Consider the following 25,031-nt stretch of genomic DNA (forward strand, 5'->3'; position numbering starts at 1 on the left):
CTGCACTGGTCACACTTCCGCAGACACAGCCAAGCCCGAGCCCGCCACTGCCACTACCAACGCCGAGGCCACAAACCCCACATGCGGTTGCAGTATTAAGGGGGAGTCGAACAGATCCCGTAGGGGATGTGCGCGCCCCCTGCGGGTCCACAACGGCACGGGGAGGGCGGGTTATTCCCGAACTCCTCGCCCACCTACCCCTAAACACACCACCCGCTACACCCACCACCCCGCTACACCCGCCACCCCCTACACACACCACCCCGCTACACGTACCGCTCCAGAATCGAGGACTCTGCCAGGCGGGAGAGGCCCTCGCGGACCGAGCGGGCGCGGGCCTCGCCGACGCCGTCGACGGTCTGGAGGTCGTCGACGCTGGCGGCGAGGAGTTTCTGGAGGCCGCCGAAGTGGTCGACGAGGCGGTCGATGACGGTGCCGGGGAGGCGGGGGACCTTCGCCAGGAGGCGGAAGCCGCGGGGGGAGACGGCGGAGTCGAGGGTCTCGGGGGCGCCGCTGTAGCCCAGGGCGCGGGCCACGTTGGGGAGTTCGAGGAGCTCGGCGTGGGTGAGGGAGTCCAGTTCGGCGAGCGCCTCGGAGACCGTGCGGGCGCGCTTGGCGGTGGGCTCGGGGACGTAGTCGCGGACGACCAGTTCGCGTTCCGGTTCGACGCCGGCGATGAGCTCTTCGAGCTGGAGGGCGAGGAGCCGGCCGTCGGTGCCGAGTTCGACGACGTATTCGGCGATTTCGGTGGCGATGCGGCGGACCATTTCCAGCCGCTGGGCGACGGCGGTCACGTCCCGTACGGTCACCAGGTCCTCGATCTCCAGGGCGGAGAGGGTGCCGGCGACCTCGTCGAGGCGGAGCTTGTAGCGCTCCAGGGTGGCGAGGGCCTGGTTGGCGCGGGAGAGGATGGCCGCGGACTCCTCCAGGACGCGGCGCTCGCCGTCGACGTAGAGCGCGATCAGCCGCATGGACTGGCTGACGGAGACGACGGGGAAGCCGGCCTGGATGGAGACGCGCTGGGCGGTGCGGTGGCGGGTGCCGGTCTCCTCGGTGGGGATGGAGGCGTCGGGGACGAGCTGGACGCCGGCCCGGAGGATCTTGGTGATGTCCTTGTCGAGGACCAGTGCGCCGTCGAGCTTGCACAGCTCGCGGAGGCGGGTGGCGGTGAATTCGACGTCGAGGACGAAGCCGCCGGTGCACATGGACTCGACGGTCTTGTCGAAGCCGAGGACGATCAGGCCGCCCGTGTTGCCGCGGAGGATGCGCTCCAGGCCGTCGCGCAGGGCCGTGCCGGGGGCCACGGCGCTCAGCGAGGCGCGCATCAGACTCTCGGTGCCGGATCCCCCGCCGGACCTGCCGGGAGCCGATGCCCGGTCGTTGGCTGCCACTGCACTCCTCCGTCGCACGGTCTGTCGGTCCGCGGGCCGCCCGGCCCTTGCTGTGGTTGACGTACCAGCGGAGCGTACGTGGCCGACAGGCAATTCTGCGGTGACGGGCGAGACCAGGGCAAAGTCTACCGGCGCACACCCTCTTCCTGTGGGGCCTCCCGGCGTACGCGCTTGGGCAGGACGGCCAGGGCCTGTCCGACGTCGGCGACCTCCAGGACCCGCATTCCGTCGGGGATCTTGCCGGGGTCGGCGGGGACGAGGGCGTGGGTGAAGCCGAGCCGGGCGGCTTCGGAGAGCCTGCGCTGGACGCCGGTGACCCGTCTGACCTCGCCGGCGAGGCCGACCTCGCCGATGGCGACGAGGTTCTTGGGCAGGGGGGTGTCGCTGGCGGCACTGGCCAGGGCGAGGGCGACGGCGAGGTCGGCGGCGGGCTCGGTGAGCTTCACGCCGCCGACGGTGGCGCTGTAGATGTCGCGTTTGCCGAGGGCGCTGATCCGGCCGCGTTGCTCCAGGACGGCGAGCATCATCGAGACGCGGGAGGTCTCCAGGCCGGAGGTGGTGCGCCGGGGCGAGGGGATCTGGGAGTCGACGGTGAGCGCCTGGACCTCGGCGACCAGGGGGCGGCGGCCCTCCAGGGTGACCGTCAGGCAGGTGCCGGGGACCGGTTCGGCGCGGCGGGTGAGGAAGAGGCCGGAGGGGTCGGCGAGGCCGGTGATGCCTTCGTCGTGGAGTTCGAAGCAGCCGACCTCGTCGGTGGTGCCGTAGCGGTTCTTGACGCCGCGGACGAGGCGGAGGCGGGCGTGCCGGTCGCCTTCGAAGTGGAGGACGACGTCGACGAGGTGTTCCAGGAGGCGGGGGCCGGCGATGGCGCCGTCCTTGGTGACGTGGCCGACGAGGAGGGTGGACATGCCGCGTTCCTTGGAGGCGCGGATGAGGGCGCCGGCGACCTCGCGGACCTGGGCCATGCCGCCGGGGGCGCCGTCGATCTCGGGGGAGGCGACGGTCTGGACGGAGTCCAGGACCAGCAGGGACGGCTTGACGGTGTCGAGGTGGCCGAGGACGGCGGAGAGGTCGGTCTCGGCGGCGAGGTAGAGGTGGTCGTCGAGGGCGCCGATGCGGTCGGCGCGGAGCCGGACCTGGCTCGCGGATTCCTCGCCGGTGACGTAGAGGGTGGGGTGCTCGGCGGAGGCGGACTTGGCGGCGGCGTCCAGGAGGAGGGTGGACTTGCCGACGCCGGGCTCGCCGGCGAGGAGCACCACCGCGCCGGGGACCAGGCCGCCGCCGAGGACGCGGTCGAGTTCGTCGACGCCGGTGGAGCGGGCGGTGGCCTGCTTGCCGTCGACCTGGCCGATGGGCAGGGCGGCGGTGGTGACCCGGCCGGGCGCGGTGGTGCGGACGGCGGGGGTGCCGCCGAATTCCTCGACCGTGCCCCACGCCTGGCATTCCGGGCAGCGGCCGAGCCACTTGGCGGTGGTCCAGCCGCATTCGGTGCAGCGGTACGAGGGGCGCTCCTTGCCCGGCGCTTTACGAGTTGCCATGGGGTTCACCGTAGCGGCGGGGTCCGACAGTGCCGTAGCCGCCGCCGGGCCGCGGGCGAGGGCGGGCCCTGCGCCGTAGTGGCGGCGGGCGGGCCCCGCGCCGTAGTGGCGACGGGTGGGGCATGGGTCCGCCGGGCCGGATGCCCCGCGCCGTGGTTGCGCTGCCCCGCGCCCCGCCGTCCGTTGGGCCGACCGGGTGGTGCGCGCCGCGTGCGCTCCGGGCGCAGCGGCCGGTTCGTGTCCCCTTTTGAGGGAGATGGTCACCCGTAAGGGTTAAAAGTGGTCCTGGCGGCCAAGTCCGGCTGCATCATCCCCCTACCGTCGCCGGGGTGATGAGCAGCAGGCCCGAGCACCCCACGCATTCCACCGGCGCACACCGGTCGCGCGGCGACGACCGGCGCCGGAGCCGTCCGCAGTCCGCCCAGCCGTCCCCCCGGCCCCTCCAGCCGCCGGCCCCGGACGCCGCGGGCGAGCCCGGTGACGGCTATCAGCCGTATCTGGACGGCCTGTTCACCTACTGCCTGTCGGTGCTGTGCGAGCACGACGAGGCGACCGCGGTGCTCGGCGAGATGCTGGCGCTCGCCGAGCGGCACCACCACCGCCGGCCGGCCGACCCGGCGCTGCACCGTGCCTGGCTGTACGCGCTGGCGCGCTGGGCGTGTCTCCGCCGGCTCGCCGAGCGGAGCGGCCCCGGGACCGGCCCCGGGACCGGGCCCGGCAGCGGCACCGCCGGGCCCGGCGACAGTGAGCGGCGGCAGCGCGAGCTGGCGGTGCTGGCCTGGCCGGAGGCCGCGGGTACCTCGCCCGAGCAGCGGGAGGCGCTGGAGCTGTCGGTGCGCCACCGGCTGTCCGCCGACGAGGTCGCCGCGGTGCTCGGCGCCGATCCGATCGCCACCCGTGCGCTGCTCGCCACCGCCTCCTGCGAGGTCGAGCGGACCCGGGCGGCGCTGGCCGTCGTCGAGTCCGGCCGGTGCAAGGAGGTGGCGCAGCTGGCGGCGGACAGCAAGGTGCTGCTGGGGGCGGCGCTGAGCCGGGAGCTGGTGCGGCACGTCGACGCCTGCGCGGTCTGCCGGCGGACGGCGGAGCGGGCCACCGCGCCGGGGCCGTGGCCGGGCACCGCGCCGGCGGCCCGGGGTTCGCTGCCGATGGTCAGCGCGCCGCAGGAGGCGGTGCTGGGGGCGCTGGCGGCGGCCCGGCGGTCCCGTACGGGGCGGGCCGACGGCTCCGCGGCGGCCGGGCGCCGGGGCCGGACGGGTGGGGCAAACGGTTCTCCTCGCTACGACCGCATCGGTTTCCCGGTGGGCCCGCCGCCGGACCGGGCGGCGCGGCGGCGCAGGCTGCGGGCCCGGGCGCTGACCACGACGGTGGTCGCCACGGTGATCGCGGCGCCGGTGCTGGCCCTGTGGGCGGCCTACCGGGGGGCGCCCGCCACGGAGGAGACCGTGGCGGACGGTACGCCCTCGGTGGCGGCGAGCGACACGGATGCCGGGGCGGGGCTGGACGGCCGCCCGTTCGAGAACGCCGGGAACGCCCGGACCACGCCGTCGCCGGCCGCCGGCGGTGACGGCCGGACGCCGGACGTGTCGGTGGCGGTGATCGGCGCGGACGGCACCCCGCTGCGGCCGGGCGAGGCGGGCCGTACGGCGACGGGCCCGGGGCGGCTGACGGTCGCCGCGCAGCCCAGTGGCGGCGCGACGGCGATCACGATCAGCGCGTCCGGCGGCGAGCCGGTGCACTGGACGGCGACGCCGGACGCGGCGTGGCTGCAGCTGAGCCGGACGGCGGGCTCTCTGCGGCCCGGGCAGTCCACGACGGTCACGGTCTACGTGGACCACGACCGGGAGCCGGCGGGGCGCTGGCGGAGCCGGATCGCCATCCGGCCGGGCGGCACCGCGGTCACGTTGGAGGGGTACGGCGGCACCGGACCGCAGGGCCCGTCGCCGGCCGGCCCGTCGCCGTCGCGTCCCCCGCACCACACGCCGACCCCGACGAGTCCGGCACCCCCGCACCCGACGCCGACCCCGACGCCCACGAGCCCGACGCCCGGCCCGTCGGACCCGACGCCGAGCCCGTCGCCGAGCGGGCCCACGGCGAGCACCGGGCCGACCCCGTTCAAGCCGTCGGACAGGCCGTCGAACACCACCCGCCCGGCCCGCTGAGCGGCGGGCCGGGCGGAGGAGCGGCCGAGAACCTACGGCTTCGGGTCGGCGGGGTGCGGGGCCATCGGCAGCTCCGAGGCCAGCCGCTGTTCGCACAGTTCGGCGAGCTTGGCGTAGCCCTTCTTGCCCATCAGCTCGGTCAGTTCGGGCTTGTAGGAGACGTAGACCGGTTCGCCCGCGCCGTGCGCCGAGGTCGCGGAGGTGCACCACCAGTGCAGGTCGTGGCCGCCGGGGCCCCAGCCGCGCCGGTCGTACTCGCCGATGGTGACCTGCAGCACCTGGGTGTCGTCGGGCCGGTCGATCCAGTCGAAGGTGCGCCGGATCGGCAGCTGCCAGCAGACGTCGGGCTTGGTCTCCAGCGGTTCGCGGCCCTCGCGCAGCGCGAGGATGTGCAGCGAGCAGCCGGCGCCGCCCTGGAAGCCGGGGCGGTTCTGGAAGATGCAGGAGCCCTGCCAGCGGCGGGTCTGCCGTTCGCCGTCCTCGTCGACCTCGACCCAGCCGGACTCGGTGCCCACGTCGTGGAACTGCCACAGGTCGGGCGTGAGCCGCGCCACGTGCTCGGCGACCCGCTTCTCGTCGTCGTCGTCGGAGAAGTGCGCGCCGAGCGTGCAGCAGCCGTCGTCCGCCCGGCCGGCCTGGATGCCCTGGCAGCCGCTGCCGAAGATGCAGGTCCAGCGGGACGTCAGCCAGGTCAGGTCGCAGCGGAAGATCTGTTCGTCGTCGGCCGGGTCGGGGAAGGTGACCCAGGCGCGGGCGAAGTCGAGTCCGACCTCGTCGGCCGGGGAACGGTTCCCCTCGGCCGCCTGGGCGCGCCGCTTTTCTGCCTTCTTCGACGCTTTTTCGTGCTTCGCCTTTTTCGTCTTTGCCACGACTCCAGCGTAAGGCGCGCCGCACGGCACCCGGACGGGACGGGGCACGCACCGCGCCGGGGCCGCCGGCCGCGCCCTCCCCGCCCACGGTACGGACCGCGCCGACGAGCCCGGCCGGGCGTCGCGTTAGGTTTCCCCGTATGAGACTCGGTGTCCTCGATGTGGGTTCGAATACGGTGCATCTGCTGGTGGTGGACGCACACCCCGGCGCGCGGCCGCTGCCCGCCTACTCGCACAAGACGGATCTGCGGCTGGCCGAGCTCCTCGACGACGGCGCGATAAGCGACGCCGGGGTGGAGCGGCTGGTGGCCACCGTCCTCGAAGCGCTGCAGGTGGCCGAGGACAAGGGCGTGGAGAGCGTGCTGCCGTTCGCGACGTCCGCGGTGCGGGAGGCCTCCAACGGGGAGGAGGTGCTGCGCCGGGTCGCCGAGGAGACCGAGGTGGAGCTGCAGGTGCTCTCCGGGGAGGACGAGGCGCGGCTCACCTTCCTCGCTGCCCGCCGGTGGCTGGGCTGGTCCGCCGGCCGGCTGCTGGTCCTCGACATCGGCGGCGGTTCGCTGGAGATCGCCTACGGCCTCGACGAGGACCCGGACGTGGCGGTGTCGCTGCCGCTGGGCGCCGGCCGGCTCACCGCGACCGCGCTGCCCGGCGACCCGCCCGACGCCGAGGACGTCCGTACGCTGCGCCGCCGCATCCGGGCCGAGATCGCCCGCGTGGTGAGCGAGTTCAGCCGCTACGGCACCCCCGACCAGATCGTCGGCACGTCCAAGACGTTCCGGCAGCTGGCCCGGATCGCCGGTGCCGCACGTTCCGCCGAGGGCCTTTACGTCCAGCGCGAGCTGACCCGCAAGAAGCTGGAGGAGTGGGTGCCGCGGCTGGCCGGGATGTCCGCGCGGGAGCGGGCCGAGCTGCCCGGGGTGTCCGAGGGGCGGTCGCGGCAGCTGCTGGCCGGGGCGCTGGTCGCGGAGGCGGCGATGGACCTGTTCGGGGTGGAGACGCTGGAGATCTGCCCGTGGGCGCTGCGCGAGGGCGTCATCCTGCGGCGGCTGGACCATCTGCCGTAGGGGGCGGCTCGCCGGTCGTGGGGCATCGGGGCGGACGGTGCGTAGGGCGGCTGCGGCGGTTGCCGGACGGGCCCGGGCCGCGGGCGCAGGCGAAGACACGCACGTGACACTCGTCACGCCGCCGATCAGCCCCGTCACCTGCACACCCCCCGTCCCACAAGCCACAACGGGTGACGTGGGGGGGCCCGGCCCTCCCGCCCCGCGCACGGCTCCGGCCCGTACGCTGTCCTTCGTGACAGAGCCTGTGGTGCGCATCCCGGATGCGAAGGTCGCGCTGTCCACGGCCTCGGTGTATCCGGAGTCGACGGCGACGGCCTTCGAGATCGCCGCGCGCCTGGGCTACGACGGCGTCGAGGTCATGGTGTGGACCGACCCGGTCAGCCAGGACATCGAGGCGCTGCGCCGGCTCTCCGACTACCACGGCGTGCCGGTCCTGGCCGTGCACGCGCCCTGTCTGCTGATCACCCAGCGGGTCTGGTCCACCGACCCGTGGGTCAAGCTGCAGCGCGCCCGCAACGCCGCCGAGAAGCTCGGCGCCTCCACGGTCGTCGTCCACCCGCCGTTCCGCTGGCAGCGCAGCTACGCCCGGGACTTCGTCCGCGGGGTGTGGCGGATGGCGAACGAGACCGACGTGCGGTTCGCCGTCGAGAACATGTACCCGTGGCGCTACCGCGACCGCGAGATGCTGGCGTACGCGCCGGACTGGGACCCCACCAACGACGACTACCGGCACTTCACCGTCGACCTGTCGCACACCGCGACGGCCCGTAACGACGCGCTGGAGATGGTGGACCGGATGGGCGACCGGCTGGCGCACGTGCACCTCGCCGACGGCAACGGCTCCGCCAAGGACGAGCACCTGGTGCCGGGCCGCGGCAGCCAGCCCTGCGCCGAGGTGCTGGAGCGGCTGGCCGCGAACAACTTCTCCGGCCACGTGGTCGTCGAGGTCAACACCCGCCGGGCGATGTCCGCCGCCGAACGCGAAGCCGACCTGGCCGAGGCGCTGGCCTTCACCCGGCTCCACCTGGCCTCGCCGACGTGGGTGCCCGGGTCCTGAGCTCGGCGAGGTGGCCGGGCAAGGGGGCCGCCGCCGGCCCGGCCGGGGTCCCGTCCGTACTCCGGGCACCCGTCTCACATACCGGAGTCGGTGTCCGGATCTTGGATCAAGAGCGTAACCTCGGGATCAGCTGCGGTATGCCGCTGCTGCTGTACGGCTGAACGTACGTATCCCGAGGGAGTGACCATCGTGCCCGAGCTGAGGTCCCGCACCGTTACCCACGGCCGCAACATGGCGGGCGCCCGCGCCCTTATGCGCGCCTCGGGCGTAGCGGGCGCGGACATCGGCCGCAAGCCGATCATCGCCGTGGCGAACTCCTTCACCGAGTTCGTGCCGGGCCACACCCACCTCCAGCCGGTCGGCCGGATCGTCAGCGAGGCGGTCAAGGAGGCCGGCGGCATCCCGCGCGAGTTCAACACCATCGCCGTCGACGACGGCATCGCCATGGGACACGGCGGCATGCTGTACTCCCTGCCGTCCCGCGACCTGATCGCGGACAGCGTGGAGTACATGGTCGAGGCCCACTGCGCCGACGCGCTGATCTGCATCTCCAACTGCGACAAGATCACCCCGGGCATGCTGAACGCCGCGCTGCGGCTCAACATCCCCACCGTCTTCGTCTCCGGCGGCCCGATGGAGTCCGGCCGCGCCACCCTCGTCGACGGCACGGTCCGCACCCTCGACCTGGTCGACGCGATCTCGGACGCGGTGAACGACAAGATCTCCGACGCGGACATCCTCCGCATCGAGGAGAACGCCTGCCCGACCTGCGGCTCCTGTTCCGGCATGTTCACCGCCAACTCGATGAACTGCCTCACCGAGGCCATCGGCCTCTCCCTGCCGGGCAACGGCTCGGTGCTGGCCACGCACACCGCCCGCAAGGCGCTGTACGAGCGGGCCGGCCGCACGGTCGTCGAGCTCACCAAGCGCTACTACGACGGCGGCGACGAGTCGGTCCTGCCGCGCAACATCGCCACCTTCGACGCGTTCGAGAACGCCATGGCCCTGGACATCGCCATGGGCGGCTCGACCAACACGATCCTGCACCTGCTCGCCGCGGCCCAGGAGGCCGGCGTCCCGTTCGGCCTCGAAGCGATCGACGCCGTCTCCCGCCGCGTCCCGTGCCTGGCGAAGGTGGCCCCCAACGTCGCCAAGGACCGCACGTACTACATGGAGGACGTGCACCGCGCCGGCGGCATCCCGGCCCTCCTCGGCGAACTGCACCGCGCCGGCCTGCTCAACGAGGACGTGAACTCCGTCCACAGCCCGTCGCTCGCCGACTGGCTCAAGACCTGGGACGTGCGCGGCGGTTCGCCGTCCGCGGAGGCGGTCGAACTGTGGCACGCGGCCCCCGGCTGCAAGCGCTCCGCCGAGGCGTTCTCCCAGTCCGAGCGCTGGGAGGCGCTGGACGAGGACGCCGAGGGCGGCTGCATCCGCTCGGTCGAGCACGCCTACTCCAAGGACGGCGGCCTCGCGGTCCTCAAGGGCAACCTGGCCGTCGACGGCTGCGTCGTGAAGACGGCCGGCGTCGACGAGTCGATCTGGACCTTCGAGGGCCCGGCGGTCGTCTGCGAGTCGCAGGAGGAAGCCGTCGAGAAGATCCTCAACAAGCAGATCACGGACGGCGACGTGGTCGTCATCCGCTACGAGGGCCCCAAGGGCGGCCCCGGCATGCAGGAGATGCTCTACCCGACCTCGTACCTGAAGGGCCGGGGCCTGGGGAAGACCTGCGCACTGATCACCGACGGCCGCTTCTCCGGCGGCACGTCCGGCCTGTCCATCGGCCACGCCTCCCCCGAGGCGGCCGGCGGCGGCACGATCGCCCTCGTCGAGGACGGCGACCGCATCCGCATCGACATCCCGAACCGCACGATCGAGCTGCTGGTCGGTGAAGAGGAGCTGGCGGCGCGCCGCGAGTCCCTCGGCGGCGTCTACGCCCCCAAGAACCGCGAACGCAAGGTCTCCGCGGCGTTGCGCGCCTACGCCGCGATGGCCACCAGCGCGGACAAGGGCGCGGTGCGGGACGTGAACCTGCTGGGCTGAGGCCCCTGAACGGAAAGGAGCCCCCACCTCGGTGGGGGCTCCTTGCTGCTTCGGCAGCCGCCGTCGCGTCAGGTAGTGGGTAGCTCCCTGCCCTTGACGGCGTCCACGAAGGCGGTCCAGGCGGCTGTGGGGAAGACGAGCGCGGGGCCGTGGGGGTCCTTGCTGTCGCGGACGGGGACGAGGGCGGGGACGTTGTCGGCGACCTCGATGCAGGCGCCGCCGTCCGGGTTGCTGTAGCTGGACTTGCGCCAGGTGACGGTGCTCAGGTCGATGGCTCGCACGGCACTTCCTCCAACATCCGCATGACGAACTTCCGCGATGCAGCCGGGCTCAACGCCAGGTCGCGCACCGCATCGTACGCGCGTTGCAATCGCTCAACCGGCCCGGTTTCCTCGATGAGTTCACCACGATGGGCGTTCTCGGTGTAGGCCACGGTCCGGCCGTCGGGCAGCCGCAGGAAGATCACATCCGTACTGACCAGGCCATGCGGGCCGGAATCATGTGGCAGCACATGAAGTGTGACGTTCGGGCGCTCAGCCGCCTCAGCAAGAGCCTGCAACTGCCGCTGCCAATCCTGGCTATTGGGTAGCGACGTGCGCAGTACGGCCTCGGACAGGATCGTGCGGAAGGGCGGTGCGTCGTCACCGGTCAGCAGCTGTCGGCGGCCTATGCGCGCCTCGACCTGGCGTGTCAGCTCGTCGCCTTTGCTGCCGCCCACCGCCAGCACCGCACGCGCGTACTCCGGCGTCTGCAGCAGCCCATGCACGGTGCTCACGCCGAAGTGCCACAAGCTCACCGCTTCCGCCTCCAGCGTCATGTACCGCCGGTACCGCTCGCGGAACTGCGTAGGATCCCCCGCCGCCAACTCCCACAGCGTCAACAGCAGTCCAGGTGTCCCGTAGTGCTGGTCCAGGGCCTGGACGACCTCGGGGCTGCCGAGGGTGTGGCCGGATTCCATTTTGCCGAAGAGGGACCAGTCCCAGCCCAGCGTCTCGCCGAGCTGGCGGAGGCTGTCGCCCTTGCGGGAGCGGAGTAATCGCAGTTCCTCCACGAAGCGTTGGCGCGGCTCCTGGCTGCGGCCGGTGACCGCTCGTCTCGGCGGCATGGCGACCTCCTCCGTGGAAGGTGTGGAACTTACGTCCCAGTGGGGCGAAGTACGCCCCACAAGGGGTATTCGAGTCCTTCTCGGCATGCATTCTGGTGAGGGCTGGAATACGCAGAGTAGTCGGCCTCGGGGGTCCCGACAGGGAAACGCAGGAAACGACAGAAGGGTTGGTTGGTCCATGACGGCGGAACGGTTCAGCGCAAACGCGGCGGCGGAAGAGGCGCGGGACGAGTTGATGAGGGCGTTGGCGCGGACCGGCATCGTGCTGCCGTCGCTGAGCGTCGACCCGGTGTCCTGCAGCTACTCACACCCGCGCCCGCTCATCGAGTTGGGCCGGTGCAATCTGGAGACGACGTTCAAGCTGATCGCCGCGCTGAAGAAGGCGGCGGGTCGGTGAGCGGCCCCGCCCCGCACGTCGCCCCGCGCGTAGCCCCGCGCGTCGTCCCCCGCCTCGCCCCGCGGCCCCCGCGCCGCGTGCCGTTGCCGCGGCCACGGAGTCCGTACGCGTACGACGCCATGAGCGGGCCGATGTTCATCGACACCGCCCTGCGGCCGGTGCGGCCCTACCAGTTGGACGGGTCCTTCAGCGGGGCGGAGAACACCGTGCCGTCGGGGGCCGCCGCGTAGATCCGGCCACGGCGGGCGTCGGCCCAGGGTGCGGGGACCGTCTCCAGGAAGCCGTTGCTGCGGGTGCCGGACAGCCGTGGCCGGGTCTGGCCGATGACCCCGCCGTTGGCGGTGTCGACGGCGATCAGCCGCCCGTCGGCCGCGCTGAAGAACAGCCGGCCGCCGCTCACCACCGGCACCGACCCCCGGCTCACCGACGTCTCGGTGTACCAGTGGTGTGCCCCGGTGGCCTGCAACGCACCGCCCTCGCCCAGGAGATACACCGTCTCGCCGTGCACGACCGCCGACACCTGGTCCGGTGAGCCGGTCACGGGGAGCGTGCGGGTGCGGCCGGTGGCGGGGTCGTACCGGAGGACGCCGGTGGTGCGGTACGACAGCTTGGGGTCGGTGACGGTGAGGAACACGGCCCCGGACCCACCGGTTCGGGCCGTTCCGGCCGGGGTGAGGAGGCCCGGCAGCCGGCGGGACCAGTGGACCGTGCCGGTGGCCGGGTCGATGGCGGTGACCTGGGAGTGGGTGCCGTCGGGGGTCGGCTCGGCGGCGTACGCGGTGTGCGGGGCGCCGGCGAACGCCGTGAACAGCGGCAGTTCGTGGCCGGCGAAGCGCTTGCGCCAGCGCTGCTCGTGGGTGGCGCTGTCCAGCGCGGTGACCGTGCCGTCCGAGGCGGTCAGCAGCACGCGGCCGCCGATGACGGTGGCGCCGCCCTCGTACCCGGAGACGTCCTTGCTCCAGCGGGTGGCGCCCCGGCCGGCGGGCGACGGGTCGAGGGCCGAGAGCCGTTTGCCGTCGGCGGAGAAGACGTACAGCAGGCCGCCGGAGAGCACGGGCGCGGTCGGGGTCGTGGCCCGTTTGCCGGCCGGGGCGCCGGTGTGCCGCCAGGCCACGCGGCCGGTGTCCGGGTCGAGCCGGGCGGCCGGCAGCCCGGACTGGCCGCAGAAGACGGCGCCGGAGCCGCCGGTGCAGTAGGCCATCTCGGCGTCGTGCCCCGAGGGGCGCGGGGTGAGCGTGGTCCGCCAGGGGCGGGCGTCGCCGTCGGCGGTGCGCGGTGGGTGGGTCTGGAGGGCGGAGTCCGGGCCGGAGACGGGGGACAGCAGCCGTATGCCGGTGAAGACGGCGGCGACGGCGACGGTCACGGCGAGGGCCACGGCGGTCAGCGGGGCGCGGCGCCGGGGGCCGCGGGGTTCCGGTCCCTGCTGCCGGCGGGCGCCCGCCGGCGGCCCGGGCGGCGCGGGTGCGCCCGGTGGTGCGGCTGCGCCCGGTGGTGCGGCTGCGCCCGGTGGTGCGGCTGCTCCCGACGGTGCGGCTGCTCCCGACGGTGCGGCTGCGCCCGACGGTGCGGGCGGTTCCGGTACGGCCAGGGGTACGGGGGCGGGGGACCGGGCGTGCGTGGTCTCCGCCCGCGAGGGGGTGACCGCGGCCCGTACCGCCGCGCCGCGCTGCTCGGGGATGCGCGGGCCCGGGACCTGCGACGACGACGGCTGTGCGGCGGAGGGTGGCTGTGTGGCCTGGGACGGCTGTGCGGCGGAGGGTGGCTGTGTGGCCTGGGACGGCTGTGCGGGGGAGGGCGGCTGTGCGGGGGAGGGCGGCGCGCTCCCCGTCCCGGTCTCGCCCCGCGGCAGCTCCACCGTCAACCCCGCGACCGTGCCCGGCACCGGGTCGTCCTCCGGCGCGTCCGTCCGCAGCAGCTCCATCAGGGCGTCCGGCGTCGGCCGGTCCGCCGGGTCCTTCGCCAGGCAGCTCTCGATCAGCGGCACCAACTCCCCCGGTACGCCCGCCAGATCGGCGTCGTCGTGCACCACCTGGTACGCGACGATGTACGGGCTCTCCGAGTCGAACGGGCCGCGCCCGGTGGCGGCGTGCACCAGAACCGAGCCCAGCGCGAAGACGTCCGCCGCCGGGCCGACCTCGCGCGGCCGCTGGAACTGCTCGGGCGCCATGAACGGCGGTGTACCGATCAACTTGCCGGTCTCGGTGCGCATATCGCTGTCGGACGGGCGGGAAATGCCGAAGTCGATGACTTTCGGCCCGTCCGCGGCGAGCAGCACGTTCCCCGGCTTGAGGTCGCGGTGCACGACCCCGGCGCGGTGGATGTCGCGCAGCGCCTCGGCGAGTCCGGCGGCCAGTCGGCGCACCTCGCCGGGGGTCAGCGGGCCGTTCCGCTTCACATGCTCGGAGAGTGTCGGGCCGGGGATGTGGAGGGTGGCCATCCAGGGCCGCCCGGCGTTCGGGTCGGCGTCCACGACGGGGGCGGTGAAGGCCCCGCTGACCCGGCGGGCGGCCGCCACTTCCTGCCGGAACCGCCCCCGGAACTCCGGGTCTTGGGCGAATTCGGCATGGATGATCTTGACCGCGAGCAGCAGTCCGGAGGAGGAGCGGGCCAGATGGACCACGCCCATACCGCCGGCCCCGAGCCGCGCTTCCAGCCGGTATTTCCCGGCGTATTCCGGACGCTCCGCTTCCGATCCGATGCCGGAATCGCGCAGCGCTGGCATGGTTCCACCCCCGTGTCATTCCCCGTGCCAATCGGTCGCAGGTGCGACGCGCGGAGCCTAGTCGATGACACGTGCGAAAGCGGAGAGGCTTGCTAGCGTGCGCGTGGCACAACCGGGCCGGCGCCGCCGGCCGGAGACATCGTCAACGGGGGAAAGATCATGACGACGCAGGAATCCGTGGAACCGGCCGAGGGCGGGGAGGCGCAGGTGCTCGCCGAGGCCGGAGGCCTCAGCTACCCGGTGGCGCCCGGCTACCGCGTCAAGGTCCGCAAGGGTCCGGGCACCGACTATCCGGTCGTCCGGCGGCTGGCGGAGGGCGCGCGGATCGAGATCCGCTGCCAGCGGCAGGGGGAGCGGGTCAGCGGCCCGTACGGCACCTCGGACGTCTGGGACAGCATCGGCCCCGGCCAGTACATCTCCGACACGTACGTCCACACCGGCAGCGACGGGATGGTCGCACCGCGCTGCATGGGCTGAGTGCCGTAGCTGCCTGGCTGAGTGTCGCAGCTGCCTGGGTGAGTGCCGTGGGGCTGAGTGCTGTGGGGCTGACCGTTGTGGGGCTGAGGGCCGTGGGGCCTGCGTGCCGTGGGCTGACCGTTGTGGGGCTGAGTGCCGTGCGGGCTGAGTGTCGTAGGGGCGTCGTAGGGGCTCAGTGTTGTCGGGGCGAGCGGACTCGCGGCCCGGGTGAGGGCCCGGGGGCGGTCGGTGCCACCCGGGGATAATCGGTGCCATGAGCGACGAGCAGACGCCGCCCGGCCGTCCGGATGCCGGCGGGCCGGAGAGCGGCGGCCGTGAGCTGGAGAACGACGGCCGCGGTCCGGAGAGCGGCGGCCGCGGCCTGGGAGTTCCGGAGAGCGGCGGCCGCGGCCTGGGGAACGGCGGCCGCGTCCCGGGAGCTCCGGAGAGCGACGGTCCGCAGCCGGAGCCGATCCGCTTCTTCGGCACCACCTGGGTCCACCACGACGGCGGCTACGCGCTGCGCCGGGCCGGCGTCGCGGTGGGCTCGCTGGCGCTCGCCGCGGCCGGGGCGGTCGTGCTGCGCTTCGCGTTCCAGGGGCTGGAGATCGCGGCGGTCGGCCCGTTCGTCGGCATCCTGGTGGTCGCCGGGTTCGCCATCTGCAGTGCACTGGCCTTCCGCCGCACCTGGGACGGCTTCGTACGCCGGCCCGGCTCGTCGCCGGCGGCGGGCGCGGCCGACACGTCGGGGCAGAGCCTGATGCTCATCGGCTTCATCGGGTCGCTGCTCGCGTACTTCTGCCGCAGCCTCGTCGAGGCCCCGGGGGAGCGGCTGCACCGCGCCGAGTACGCCGCGGCCCGCGAGCGCCACGAACGCCGCCGCAGCACCCGTACGGGCAACCCGGCGGCCCGGAAGCCCAAGAGCCCGAAGAGGCCCAGGAACCGTCACTGACGGGGCGGGTGTGCGGACGTCCGGGGCCGCCGGGCCGGTAGCTGTCCGGGCCTGTTGCGGGCTCGTGAGCCCGCCAACCGGGCGGGGCTAGCGAGCCGGCCCGGCATGGCGCCGTGCCGGGGCGCGGGCGGCCCGGATGCTGATGGCCTCCGGACCACGCAGGAGAGACCATGGGCGACCACCCCGGCCTTCAAGAGGCCCGGCGATCGGGCTCCGTCGCCGCGGGCCAGGACACTCCCGGCCAGCCGGGGGCCATCGGCATCGCGCTCGCCGCCGTGCTCACGGCCGCGCTCGCGCAGGGCTCCTGGCAGTGGTTCTCCACCTCACACAGTCACACCAACGAGCCCCAGCCCACACAGTCACACCACATGCGGTTGCAGTACTAGGGGCGCCCCAACCAGCGGCCCTACTGCCCCGTTCAGGGGGCCTGCTGCCCGCTCAGGGGCCCTGCTCAGGCCCCTACCCCCTCCCGTACCGGGCCGCCATCGCCGCGAATACCTCCCGCGGCTCCCAGCGCGTCCCGTCGAGCATAGTCACCACGCCGTACGACGAAAGGTCCGCGCCCTTAAGGGTGTTGAACGAGGCGAAGGTGAACCACAGCGCGGTGTCCACGCCTTCCTCCTCGAAGACGTCCAGCAGCTCGCCGAAGTAGCGCACCTGCTCGCCCTCGTCCGGCACCGCGCCCGCCGGCGGCTGCCAGGCCACTCCGCCCCGCTCGCCCGCGCCCCGGTAGGCGCAGGTGCCGAACTCGGTCACCGCGACCGGCTTGCCGTGCGCGAAGTGCTCGCGCACCTCCTCGCGGAACTTCGCCGCGTTGTACGCCGCCCGGTACGCGTCCACGCCCACCAGGTCGAATGGCCGCCAGTCGACCTTCTCCCAGGGGCCCGAGGCGTAGGTGATCCGCCCGCCGAAGCGGCCCCGCACCAGTTCCGCGACCTCGGCGAGGAACTCGTTGAGCCGCTCCTGCACCGGTCCGAGCGACATCCACCAGTCCCGGTCCCCGGACACCATGGCGTCCAGCCGGTCGCCGTACTTCGCGCCGGGGATGAAACCGGAGCAGAACGCGCTGATCTCGCAGCCGGCGACGAACACCACCTCGGCCCCGCCGGCCCGTACGGCCTCGGCTCGGTCCGCGCAGTCCGCGAAGAACGTCCGCAGTTCCGCCGGCTCCAGGTCCACCGGGAACGGCGCGAACCACACCTCCAGGCCGGCCTCCGCCGCGCAGCGGGCGGCCACGGTCAGCCGCTCCGGGTCGCCGCCCGATATGCGCACCGCGTCGCAGTGCAGTTCCCTGGCGATGACCGCCATGTCCTGGCGGACCGCCTCCTCGGTGAAGGTCTTGCGCGAAAAGTCCTCCCCGGGAAGGAATCCGGTGTCGTAGTTGATGCCCCGTGCGCGCATGGTCTGTTCAGTTTCCCCTCGGGTCAGTAGCTACTGGGCGTGCGTTGTTGCGGTGCGCTGTTCGCTGTTCGCTGTTCGCTGTTCGCTGTTCGCTGTTCGCGGTGCGCCGTCAGCCGTGCGCTGTGTGCCGTCAGCCGTGCGCTGTGTGCCGTGCTCGCCGTGTGTGCCTCAAGGCCGTCCGCCAGCAGGGAGAACGCCAACTCCACGTCCTCGGCGAGCTGTTGGCGGGCGTCGTCCAGAGAGGTTCCGTCGGCCAGCCGGCGGAAGAACGTCTCCTGGAGGGTGACCAGTGACGCGCTGATCTGGGCCGCCATCAGGACGGCGGTCATCTCTCCCAGCCCGCCGGCGAGCCGTTCCCCGCCCTCCTCCCCGACGGTCGCGGCTTCCGCTTCCGCGTCTGCCTTGAGGGCCTCGGCGAGCCGCTGTTGTTGTTGGTAGAGCAGGGCGTTGGCGGCGGCGCTGAGTGCGGGGCTGTCGAAGATCACCCGGACCCGGGAGACCAGTACCTCCGGATCAAACCCGGTCATCGGGCCCGCGGCGAACGCGCGGAAATGCGCCCGTAGGGCTTCCAGTGGCGACTGCCCGGCCGGGCGCCCGGTGATGATCCCCGCCAGGTCATCGTCCCCGACCCCCTGCAGCGCCAGTGACTCCTTCGTCGGGAAGTACGCGAACAACGTCGCCTTGGCGACCTCCGCGGCCTCCGCGATCTCGTTGACCGTCACCGCCTCGAAGCCGCGCTCCGCGAACAACTGCCAGGCCACCGCCGCGATCCGCTGCCGCGTCCGTTCCTTCTTCCGCTCCCGCAAACCAGCCATGGCAGGACTATATCCATACCGGGGATGAAAATGAACCGGGTCTAGTTTTTTGTGGAGGGGTGAGTGCGGTTCGCGGTTCGGGGAGGCTGGGTTCTTGCAGAGCGGGGCGGGGGCGGGGGGTGTGAGGGGAGCGGGGGGCCGTGGCGAGAGGACTCCTGCTGCTTGCCTCGACCGATATGGGTGCCTCCTTTCCAGATGTTTTATCGCTTATAGCCCGCTTTGCAGGTTGTTGTGTGCTGGTTTGCTCGTTGCTTTTCGGCCTTTTCGGCTCCCTAAATCCGAGCCATTGGTTGTCCTGTTGCCCACCGGGGCGGCTCATGAGGGTGTCAATTTTTCGCTTCATCCGGAACGTCGCATGCCGTCCTGCGGGAACCTTGCGGAGGCCTTTGGGGATGACTATGGCCGCAGGGGGAGGAAGTGGGGCTCTGAGGTAGGGTCTGGCGCTAGTCCTTGCAGGAAAAAAGGGGGAGTATGTCGTATCAGCCCGCCGGTCAGCCCAACGTGCCGTTTCACCCGCCCCAAAACGGCTTTCCTCAACAGCCGCCACCCTTGAACGGATTTGCCCCGCCGTTCGCTCCGCCTCCGCCTCCCCCCAGGCGTAAAACGGGAAAAATCGTGGGGTTCATCGCTCTGGGGATTTGCCTCCTACTGCTCGCGGGCGGAGGGGCGATTTTCCTTCTTTCCGGAAAGGGCTCCACCCCGGTGAAAGGCGTCTCGCCGACGCAGCCGGTGTACGACTCGCTCAACAAGGCTCTTGCCGACAAGGACGAGAACGCCTTCCTGGCCCCTTTCCAGGGTGACGCGCTCAAGGCGCAGCAGCGAAAGCTGTTCCGCAATCTGATGAAGGTGCCTTTCCGTGAGGCACGCTTCGAGCGGGTCGCCAGGACTTCCGGCGGCGAGGTGGAGGGAGTCAGCTTCGTCCACCAGATCAAGAAGGTGGACATCGCGCCGGTCTACGAGGAGTACGCGTTCACCTTCGGTAAGAATTCGGCGGGCGGCCAGGTGGTCACCGACGTGAAGGGAGCCGATGATCCTTTCCCGGAGACGAGCGGCACGTTCTATCCGGCGCCGTGGGACGTTTACGACGACATGGCCGTCGAGCAGCTGGGCCGAGTGGTAGTCATCTCCGACCAGGCGCACGCCGCAGATACCCAGCGCTTCACCCCGTACATCGCGAAAGCGGCCGATGACGACGTCGCGGCATGGGAACGCAGTCACGCCGGTGAGTCCATGCTGTCGAAAGGCGCACTGGTTGTCCTGGAGCCCAAGCGCGATGTGTACTCCAAGCTCTACCGCGAAGGGCAGGAGAGCGATGCCCTGGAGGCGGGTGCCAATCTTGTTCTGCCCAGGCACGGGGTCGACAGTGAGGACAAAGCGCAATTCGGTGGTTCCCGCATTGTCATGGACTCTTCCCTGAGCCGTTTCACTGCCCGCGACTGGCAGAACGGGGTCAAGCAGATCAGTCGCCATGAGGTCGCACACGCGATGGTGGCTCCGTACAACAGCGCAAGGGGCTCCCTCCCCATAGAGGTCGACAGCTGGGTGTCCGAAGGATTCGCTGGATACATGGAGTCGCGCGATCACCCGGCGGAGACCCAGGCCGACGACCGGAGGACGCTGAAGGGCTACCTCATCGACTACGCCACGACCCCGGAAAGCGATCGCGAGTTGTTCTATGCGCAGGACGCAAACGAACGGCACCAAAATTACGTTCTGTCTCGTCTGGCGATCAGGTACATGGCCAAGAAGTACGGCGAAAAGAGCACCTTCAATTTCATCACGGCGGAGTACCGGGACCCCGGCTACCGGAACCAGAAGGCGCACTTCCAGCAGCACCTCGGTGTCGACCGGGCAACTTTCATGGAGAATTGGCGGGCCTATGTCCGCAAGGAGGTTCCGGGAGTTCGCGGAGACGGCTGAGGCGAACGCCGGGTGAGACTCTCCGGCCAGGTGCATTGCTCCCCTGTGGCGAATCAGTTGTGACGAACCAGTTGTGACGAATCAGTCACGGGGGAGCAATTCTCCTCCGGCCCGGCCGGTCATGGCGTTGGAATGAGGGGCATGGCCTACCGATCTCACCCCAGGGGCTCCCACCAGCCGCACCGATCACGTGAGCCCCGGTCATCAGCGGTGCAGCCCGTCCAGCCACCGCCCCCGGGCACCCTCGCCCGCTCCTTCGACGTCGTGGCCGGGCAGTACGCGTCCGCACGGCCCGGCTATCCACCGGCCCTCTTCGCCGCGGTCGAGGAACTGGCCGGACGGCCGCTGGCCGGGGCGCGGGTACTGGACGTCGGGGCGGGAACGGGCATCGCGACCGGACTGCTCAGGGCGCGCGGCGCGCGGGTCACCGCAGTGGAACCGGGCGCCGCCATGGCCGCCGAACTGCACGCCGCCCACCCGGACGTCCCGCTCGTCCGCAGCATCGGCGAGGCACTCCCGTTCACCGACGACGCGGGCTTCGACCTCGTCGGATACGCCCAGGCATGGCACTGGACCGACCCGGCGCGCTCCGTCCCGGAGGCGCTGCGCGTACTGCGGCCCGGGGGCGCGCTCGCGCTGTGGTGGAACGTGCCCGACCCGGACGTCGCCTGGGCCGCCGAACAGGAGGCCAGGCTCGCCCGCCGGCTCCCCGGCTACCACGCCCACCCCATCGCACCGCAGGCCCCCGCCCTGCTCCGCGGCCTGGGCCTCGGCCTGCACCCCGAATGCCGCGTCCTGCACTGGACCCGACGGGTCCCGCTCGACACCCACCTCGCCATGCTCGGCAGCCGCTCGTACTTCGCGGCCCTCGGCCCGGCGGCCGCCGCCCCCGTCCTGGCGGCCGAACGGACCGCCCTGCTGGACGTCTTCCCGGACGGCACGGTCGAGGAGGCGTACGCCCTCGACCTCACCGTCACCGTCCGCCCGCCGGTGTCACATCCCGCCCCGCAACGTCGTCCCAAGGGATAGGGCCCGAAGTCCCGATTCGGCGGGACGGGGCGCGACAGCGACGGACGGAACGAGAAGGGGGCGGCAGCAGATGGCACGGGCGAGCGGGGACACCACGAGCAGCGACGCCGGGACGGACCAGGACCGCCTGGCCCGCGGCGAGGCGCCGCAGGCCTCAGTGACGCGGACGACGCCGTGCAGGAGACCTGGCTGCGATGGCAGGCGCTACCCGCCGCCCCGCCCGTGGACAACCCGCGCGGCTTCCTCACCACCGTCGTCAGCCGCCTCTGCTACGACCTGCTGGGCTCGGCCCGCGCCCGCCGGGAACGGTACGTCGGCCCCTGGCTGCCGGCCGTCCTCGACCCCGAGGTCGTCTGGCGCACGGACGGCGGTGGCCGGGTGAGCGCCGCGCGCCGCCCGGTGCTGGGACGCGAGAAGGTCGCCCGCTACGCGCTGGGCCTGGTCACCCGCGGCGCCGAGCGCGGACCGGTGCGGGTCGCGCTCCAGCAGGTCAACGGCGCGCTGGGCCTGGTCTTCGCCGACACGGCGGGCCGACAGGCCGGGGTGTTCGCGTTCACGGTGCACGACGGACGGATCACGGAGGTGGACGCCGTGGTCAACCCGGAGAAGCTCGGCCATGTCGATCTCTGCCGGGCACTCGCCCCCGGCCAGGGGTGAAGGCATCGCTGGGCCAGGGGGTGGAGGCACTGCTGGCCAGGGGCGCAGGCGCCGCTGGGTCAGGGGCGGAGGCCCCCCGGCTGGCCACCACCGTTCCCGCCCGCGCTTCGGCCCTCCTCTGCCTGGGCTTCGCCCGTCCTCTGCCCGCGCTTCGCCCGTCCTCTGCCTGTGCTTCGCCGGCCCCCTGACCGCGCTTCGCCCGTCCCCTGCCCGCGCCGCCCCGGTGTCATATTCCCACCGCCCGCGTCGTCCCCCTTCCGTGCCCCACCACCCCGGTGCGGCGCCCCGCCCAGGAGGACGACATCCGTCCAGGAAGACGACATCAGCCAGGAAGACGACGGCAGCCCGGGAAGACAACATCCCGCCCAGGAGGCCGCCATGACGAACGCACCGGAAGAACAGGCGGCAAACAGGACGAACACAACGAACGCGAAGAACACGGTGAATATGACGAACGCGACGGACCGGCGCCCCCGTGGCGCACGCCCCCACGCCCGTAACGCAGCAAGCGGCAGGGCCGTCGTCCTCGGCGGCGGCTACGCGGGCATGATGGCCGCGCTGCGGCTCGCCCCGCACGCGCAGGTGACGCTGGTCGACCCCGGCGACCGGCTCACCGAACGCGTACGACTGCACGAAGTCGCCGCCGGACGGCCCGAAGTCGCCCATTCCCGGGCCGAGTTGCTGCGCGGCACCGGCGTCGAGCACCTCGCCGCCCGGGCCACCGCCCTCGACCCGGACGCCCGCGCCGTGCACACCGACCGCGGCCGCACCCTCCTCTACGACCGCCTGGTCTACGCCCTCGGCAGCCACACCGACCCGCGCGGAGCCGGCCGGCGGTCCTTCACCGCCGAGACCGCCACCGCCCTCCACCAGCGGCTGCTGAGCGGACCCGGCGCACTGGCCGTGGTCGGCGGCGGCCTCACCGGCATCGAGATGGCTGCCGAACTGGCCGAGGCCCACCCCGAGTGGGAGGTCCGGCTGCTCACCGACGGTGAACTCGGCCCGGGGCTGTCGGCCCGCGGCCGGTCCCACGTACGGACCGTCCTCGACCGGCTGCGGGTACGCGTCACCGAGGGCCAACGCGTCGCCGCCGCGGACGACCTGGACGCGGATGCCGTGGTCTGGACGGCCGCCCTGCAGGCCACGGCGGGCCTCGCCCGGGACGCGGGCCTCGATACCGACCCGTCCACCGGCCGCATCCGGGTCGACGCCGCCCTGCGCTCGGTCAGCCACCCGGACGTCTATGTCGCCGGCGACGCGGCCGCGGCCCGGTCCTCCCGCGCCGGCAGCCTCCGCATGGCCTGCGCCACCGCCCTGCCGACCGGCACCCACGCGGCCGGCGGCATCATCGCCGAATTCCGCGGCAGGCAGCCCCGGCCGCTGGCGTTCTCGTACGTCGTGCAGTGCGTGAGCCTGGGCCGGCACGACGGCCTGATCCAGTCCGTACGCGCCGACGACACCCCGCGCGAAACGGTACTGACCGGCCGCCCGGCAGCCCACGTCAAGGAACAGGTGGTCCGCTCCACCCTCCGCCTCCTCAGGCTCACGGCCCGCCACCCCGCGGCCCTCCGCCTGATCCCCAACTTCAGCTAGCGAAAAGCCGGTCGGCCGGCGACGGCCGAGGACGGCCGAGCCGCTTCGAGGGTTCCCTCAGAAACCTGTGCCGGGGGTCCCTCGGAAACCCGTTCCGGGGGTTCCTGAGCAACCCGTCCCGGAGGTCTCTCGGAAACCCGTTCCGGGGGTTCCTGAGCAACCCGTCCCGGAGGTCCCTCAGAACAGCCGTTCCGGCTTCCCCTTCCCGTACAGCCAGGCGTCGAAGAGGGGCTTGAGGTCCACGTCCGTGCGGGCCTGGCAGAAGGCGATGAAGTCCTTCGAATCGGCGTTGGAGTAGCGGTACTTGGCCGGCCACTCCTTCAGGATCCGGAAGAACGTCTTGTCACCCACGGCCTTGCGGAGCTGCTGGAGCAGCATCGCGCCGCGCTCGTACACGGCCATGCCGGTGACGTTCTTCGCCGCGCCCGGGCGGCCCGGCGGGAAGTCCCAGCGCTCGTTGTGCGGGTCGCCCTTGTAGAGCGCGGCGAACTGCTGCTGGGGCGTCTTGCCGCCCTCGTGCTCCTCCCACAGCCACTCGGTGTACGTCGCGAAACCCTCGCTGAGCCAGGTGTCCTGCCAGGTCTTCGGCGTCACCGAGTCGCCGTACCACTGGTGCGCCATCTCGTGCACGACGGTCACGGTGTCCGGCGCCCCGGCGTAGACCGGTTTGGTCTGGGACTCCAGCGCGTACCAGTCGATCCGGGACGGGGTGTGGTCGACGATCGCCCCCGCCGACGAGAACGGGTACTTCCCGAACAGCCCGCTCTCCCACTTGATGATCTCCGGCAGCCGGGCCAGCGACTGCCGGCTCGCCGCGGCCTCCGCCGGGTCCACCGCGACGTACAGCGGCAGCCCGTCGGGCGTGCGGGAGGTGTGGACGTCGAACGTGCCGATGGTGGCGGTCGCCAGATAGCTGGCCATCGGCTGCGGGTTGTGCCAGGTGAACGTGGCCTTCCCCTTGGACACCTTCTCCGACCGCAGCTCCCCGTTGGCGACGGCCGTGTAGCGCCGCGGAACGGTGATCCGGAAGTCGTAGGTGGCCTTGTCCTCCGGGTGGTTGTTGCCGGGGAACCACGTCATGGCCCCGGCCGGCTCCCCCGACACGAACGCCCCGTCGGACGTCTTGACCCACCCCTCCGTCGACCCGTCCGGGTCCTTCAGCTCCCGCGGCGTGCCCGCGTAGTCGACGGTGGTACGGAACTGCGTGCCCTTCGCGATGCCCACCGGTGGCCGCACCGTGAGCTTGTGGCCCTTGCGGGAGAACGACGCGTCCTCGCCGTCGACGCGGACCGCGGACACCCGCAACCCCTCCAGGTCCAGCTTGAAGGAGCGCAGGTCCTGGGTGGCCCGGGCGGTGATCTCCGCGCTCGCGTCCAGATGCTTCCGCTTGACGTCATAGTCCAGGTCGAGGCCGTAATGCCGTACGTCGTAACCACCGTTCCCGAGCGCCGGGAAGAGCGGGTCACCCACCCCACCGCTGCCCGCCGCCCCGGTGGCGCTCAGGGCGGCACCGGTGCAGGAGGACAGCAGCAGGGCGACGGACAGCGCGGCGGTCGCCCCGCAGCGACGAAGTGGCCGGCGGTTCACAGCGCTCCTCGGGGTCGGCGGTCACCAGCCCCCCGACCCTACGGTCATTTCCGCCGTAACGCCGCTCTGTTACCGGAAGGGGCCGTCGTTGCCTTAAGGGGCCGTCGGGGACGTCGGGGCCGTAACGGACGGCTGCCGGGGATAACGGCTGACGGGGACGACGGGCCGACTGGGGACTACGGGTGGTTGGGAGCGAGGGGCAGGTTGGGGGCGAGGGGCCCGCCGGGGACGAGGGGGCCCGCCGGGGAACGAGGGCTCACGGACCCCCGGCCCCGG

The 25,031-nt window shown here is 72.4% G+C and carries 20 protein-coding genes and 1 pseudogene; 12 read left to right on the top strand and 9 right to left on the bottom strand.

The window, feature by feature from the left end:
- Positions 1-266: 266 nt before the first annotated feature.
- Both disA and radA read right to left on the bottom strand, forming a co-directional pair.
- Positions 267-1,391, bottom strand: coding sequence for a DNA integrity scanning diadenylate cyclase DisA (disA, locus tag AB0G35_RS34255; protein ID WP_360957775.1), 1,125 nt, complete (start codon positions 1,389-1,391; stop codon positions 267-269).
- Positions 1,392-1,516: 125 nt separating this feature from the next.
- A complete protein-coding gene (gene radA / locus AB0G35_RS34260) occupies positions 1,517-2,929 on the bottom strand; it encodes a DNA repair protein RadA (protein ID WP_360957778.1) in 1,413 nt (470 codons plus the stop codon).
- Between the two features lie 332 nt (positions 2,930-3,261).
- Here radA and AB0G35_RS34265 point away from each other — a divergent pair, with 332 nt between their 5' ends.
- Entirely contained in the window at positions 3,262-5,088 is a 1,827-nt protein-coding gene (locus AB0G35_RS34265) for a sigma-70 family RNA polymerase sigma factor (protein ID WP_360957781.1), read from the top strand.
- Between the two features lie 32 nt (positions 5,089-5,120).
- On the opposite strand, the gene AB0G35_RS34270 is transcribed toward AB0G35_RS34265, so the two are convergent.
- Complete coding sequence (locus AB0G35_RS34270; protein ID WP_360957784.1) at positions 5,121-5,957, bottom strand: hypothetical protein; 837 nt, start codon at positions 5,955-5,957, stop codon at positions 5,121-5,123.
- 140 nt (positions 5,958-6,097) lie between these two features.
- Here AB0G35_RS34270 and AB0G35_RS34275 point away from each other — a divergent pair, with 140 nt between their 5' ends.
- The 3 genes from AB0G35_RS34275 to ilvD all read left to right on the top strand — a co-directional run bounded on the left by AB0G35_RS34275 (position 6,098) and on the right by ilvD (position 10,121).
- Complete coding sequence (locus AB0G35_RS34275; RefSeq protein ID WP_360957787.1) at positions 6,098-7,021, top strand: Ppx/GppA phosphatase family protein; 924 nt, start codon at positions 6,098-6,100, stop codon at positions 7,019-7,021.
- Between the two features lie 232 nt (positions 7,022-7,253).
- Positions 7,254-8,078, top strand: a complete 825-nt coding sequence (locus AB0G35_RS34280; protein ID WP_360957790.1) for a sugar phosphate isomerase/epimerase — start codon at positions 7,254-7,256, stop codon at positions 8,076-8,078.
- A gap of 189 nt (positions 8,079-8,267) precedes the next feature.
- Positions 8,268-10,121, top strand: a complete 1,854-nt coding sequence (gene ilvD, locus AB0G35_RS34285; protein ID WP_360957793.1) for a dihydroxy-acid dehydratase — start codon at positions 8,268-8,270, stop codon at positions 10,119-10,121.
- A gap of 68 nt (positions 10,122-10,189) precedes the next feature.
- Here ilvD and AB0G35_RS34290 read toward each other — a convergent pair whose 3' ends face one another.
- A complete protein-coding gene (locus AB0G35_RS34290) occupies positions 10,190-10,402 on the bottom strand; it encodes a DUF397 domain-containing protein (RefSeq protein ID WP_360957796.1) in 213 nt (70 codons plus the stop codon).
- Complete coding sequence (locus AB0G35_RS34295) at positions 10,384-11,226, bottom strand: helix-turn-helix transcriptional regulator (protein WP_360957799.1); 843 nt, start codon at positions 11,224-11,226, stop codon at positions 10,384-10,386. Before AB0G35_RS34295 ends, AB0G35_RS34290 begins: the two co-directional genes overlap by 19 nt.
- 178 nt (positions 11,227-11,404) lie before the next feature.
- On the opposite strand from AB0G35_RS34295, the gene AB0G35_RS34300 reads away from it, so the two are divergent.
- Positions 11,405-11,623: a hypothetical protein gene (locus tag AB0G35_RS34300; protein ID WP_360957802.1), complete on the top strand. Its 219-nt coding sequence runs from the start codon at positions 11,405-11,407 to the stop codon at positions 11,621-11,623.
- 166 nt (positions 11,624-11,789) lie between these two features.
- On the opposite strand, the gene AB0G35_RS34305 is transcribed toward AB0G35_RS34300, so the two are convergent.
- Entirely contained in the window at positions 11,790-14,345 is a 2,556-nt protein-coding gene (locus AB0G35_RS34305; RefSeq protein WP_360957805.1) for a serine/threonine-protein kinase, read from the bottom strand.
- Between the two features lie 159 nt (positions 14,346-14,504).
- Here AB0G35_RS34305 and AB0G35_RS34310 point away from each other — a divergent pair, with 159 nt between their 5' ends.
- The 3 genes from AB0G35_RS34310 (at position 14,505) to AB0G35_RS34320 (ending at position 16,139) form a co-directional block, all read left to right on the top strand.
- Positions 14,505-14,822 carry a peptidase gene (locus AB0G35_RS34310; protein ID WP_360957808.1) on the top strand — a complete coding sequence of 106 codons (318 nt, stop codon included), beginning with the start codon at positions 14,505-14,507 and terminating at the stop codon, positions 14,820-14,822.
- 391 nt (positions 14,823-15,213) lie between these two features.
- Positions 15,214-15,753, top strand: a complete 540-nt coding sequence (locus AB0G35_RS34315) for a hypothetical protein (RefSeq protein WP_360957837.1) — start codon at positions 15,214-15,216, stop codon at positions 15,751-15,753.
- A gap of 170 nt (positions 15,754-15,923) precedes the next feature.
- Positions 15,924-16,139 carry a hypothetical protein gene (locus tag AB0G35_RS34320; protein WP_360957811.1) on the top strand — a complete coding sequence of 72 codons (216 nt, stop codon included), beginning with the start codon at positions 15,924-15,926 and terminating at the stop codon, positions 16,137-16,139.
- A gap of 73 nt (positions 16,140-16,212) precedes the next feature.
- On the opposite strand, the gene AB0G35_RS34325 is transcribed toward AB0G35_RS34320, so the two are convergent.
- Positions 16,213-17,154, bottom strand: a complete 942-nt coding sequence (locus tag AB0G35_RS34325; protein ID WP_360957814.1) for a hypothetical protein — start codon at positions 17,152-17,154, stop codon at positions 16,213-16,215.
- 23 nt (positions 17,155-17,177) lie between these two features.
- The gene (locus AB0G35_RS34330; protein WP_360957817.1) at positions 17,178-17,969 is read right to left on the bottom strand and encodes a TetR family transcriptional regulator; all 792 of its coding nucleotides are present in this window, start codon (positions 17,967-17,969) and stop codon (positions 17,178-17,180) included.
- Positions 17,970-18,584: 615 nt separating this feature from the next.
- Here AB0G35_RS34330 and AB0G35_RS34335 point away from each other — a divergent pair.
- The 4 genes and pseudogenes from AB0G35_RS34335 (at position 18,585) to AB0G35_RS34350 (ending at position 23,168) form a co-directional block, all read left to right on the top strand.
- Complete coding sequence (locus tag AB0G35_RS34335; RefSeq protein WP_360957820.1) at positions 18,585-19,889, top strand: hypothetical protein; 1,305 nt, start codon at positions 18,585-18,587, stop codon at positions 19,887-19,889.
- A 210-nt stretch (positions 19,890-20,099) separates the two neighbouring features.
- Positions 20,100-20,918, top strand: coding sequence for a class I SAM-dependent methyltransferase (locus AB0G35_RS34340; RefSeq protein ID WP_360957823.1), 819 nt, complete (start codon positions 20,100-20,102; stop codon positions 20,916-20,918).
- A gap of 168 nt (positions 20,919-21,086) precedes the next feature.
- A pseudogene (locus AB0G35_RS34345) lies at positions 21,087-21,575 on the top strand (RNA polymerase sigma-70 factor); the annotation flags it as partial.
- A 447-nt stretch (positions 21,576-22,022) separates the two neighbouring features.
- On the top strand, positions 22,023-23,168 hold the full coding sequence (locus AB0G35_RS34350; RefSeq protein ID WP_360957826.1) for an FAD-dependent oxidoreductase: 1,146 nt from the start codon (positions 22,023-22,025) through the stop codon (positions 23,166-23,168).
- 177 nt (positions 23,169-23,345) lie between these two features.
- Here the strand turns inward: AB0G35_RS34350 and AB0G35_RS34355 are convergent, their stop codons facing one another.
- Positions 23,346-24,755: a M1 family metallopeptidase gene (locus tag AB0G35_RS34355; protein ID WP_360957829.1), complete on the bottom strand. Its 1,410-nt coding sequence runs from the start codon at positions 24,753-24,755 to the stop codon at positions 23,346-23,348.
- Between the last annotated feature and the right edge of the window lie 276 nt (positions 24,756-25,031).

Source organism: Streptomyces sp. NPDC021749 (assembly GCF_040640655.1).
Classification (GTDB): Bacteria; Actinomycetota; Actinomycetes; order Streptomycetales; family Streptomycetaceae; genus Streptomyces.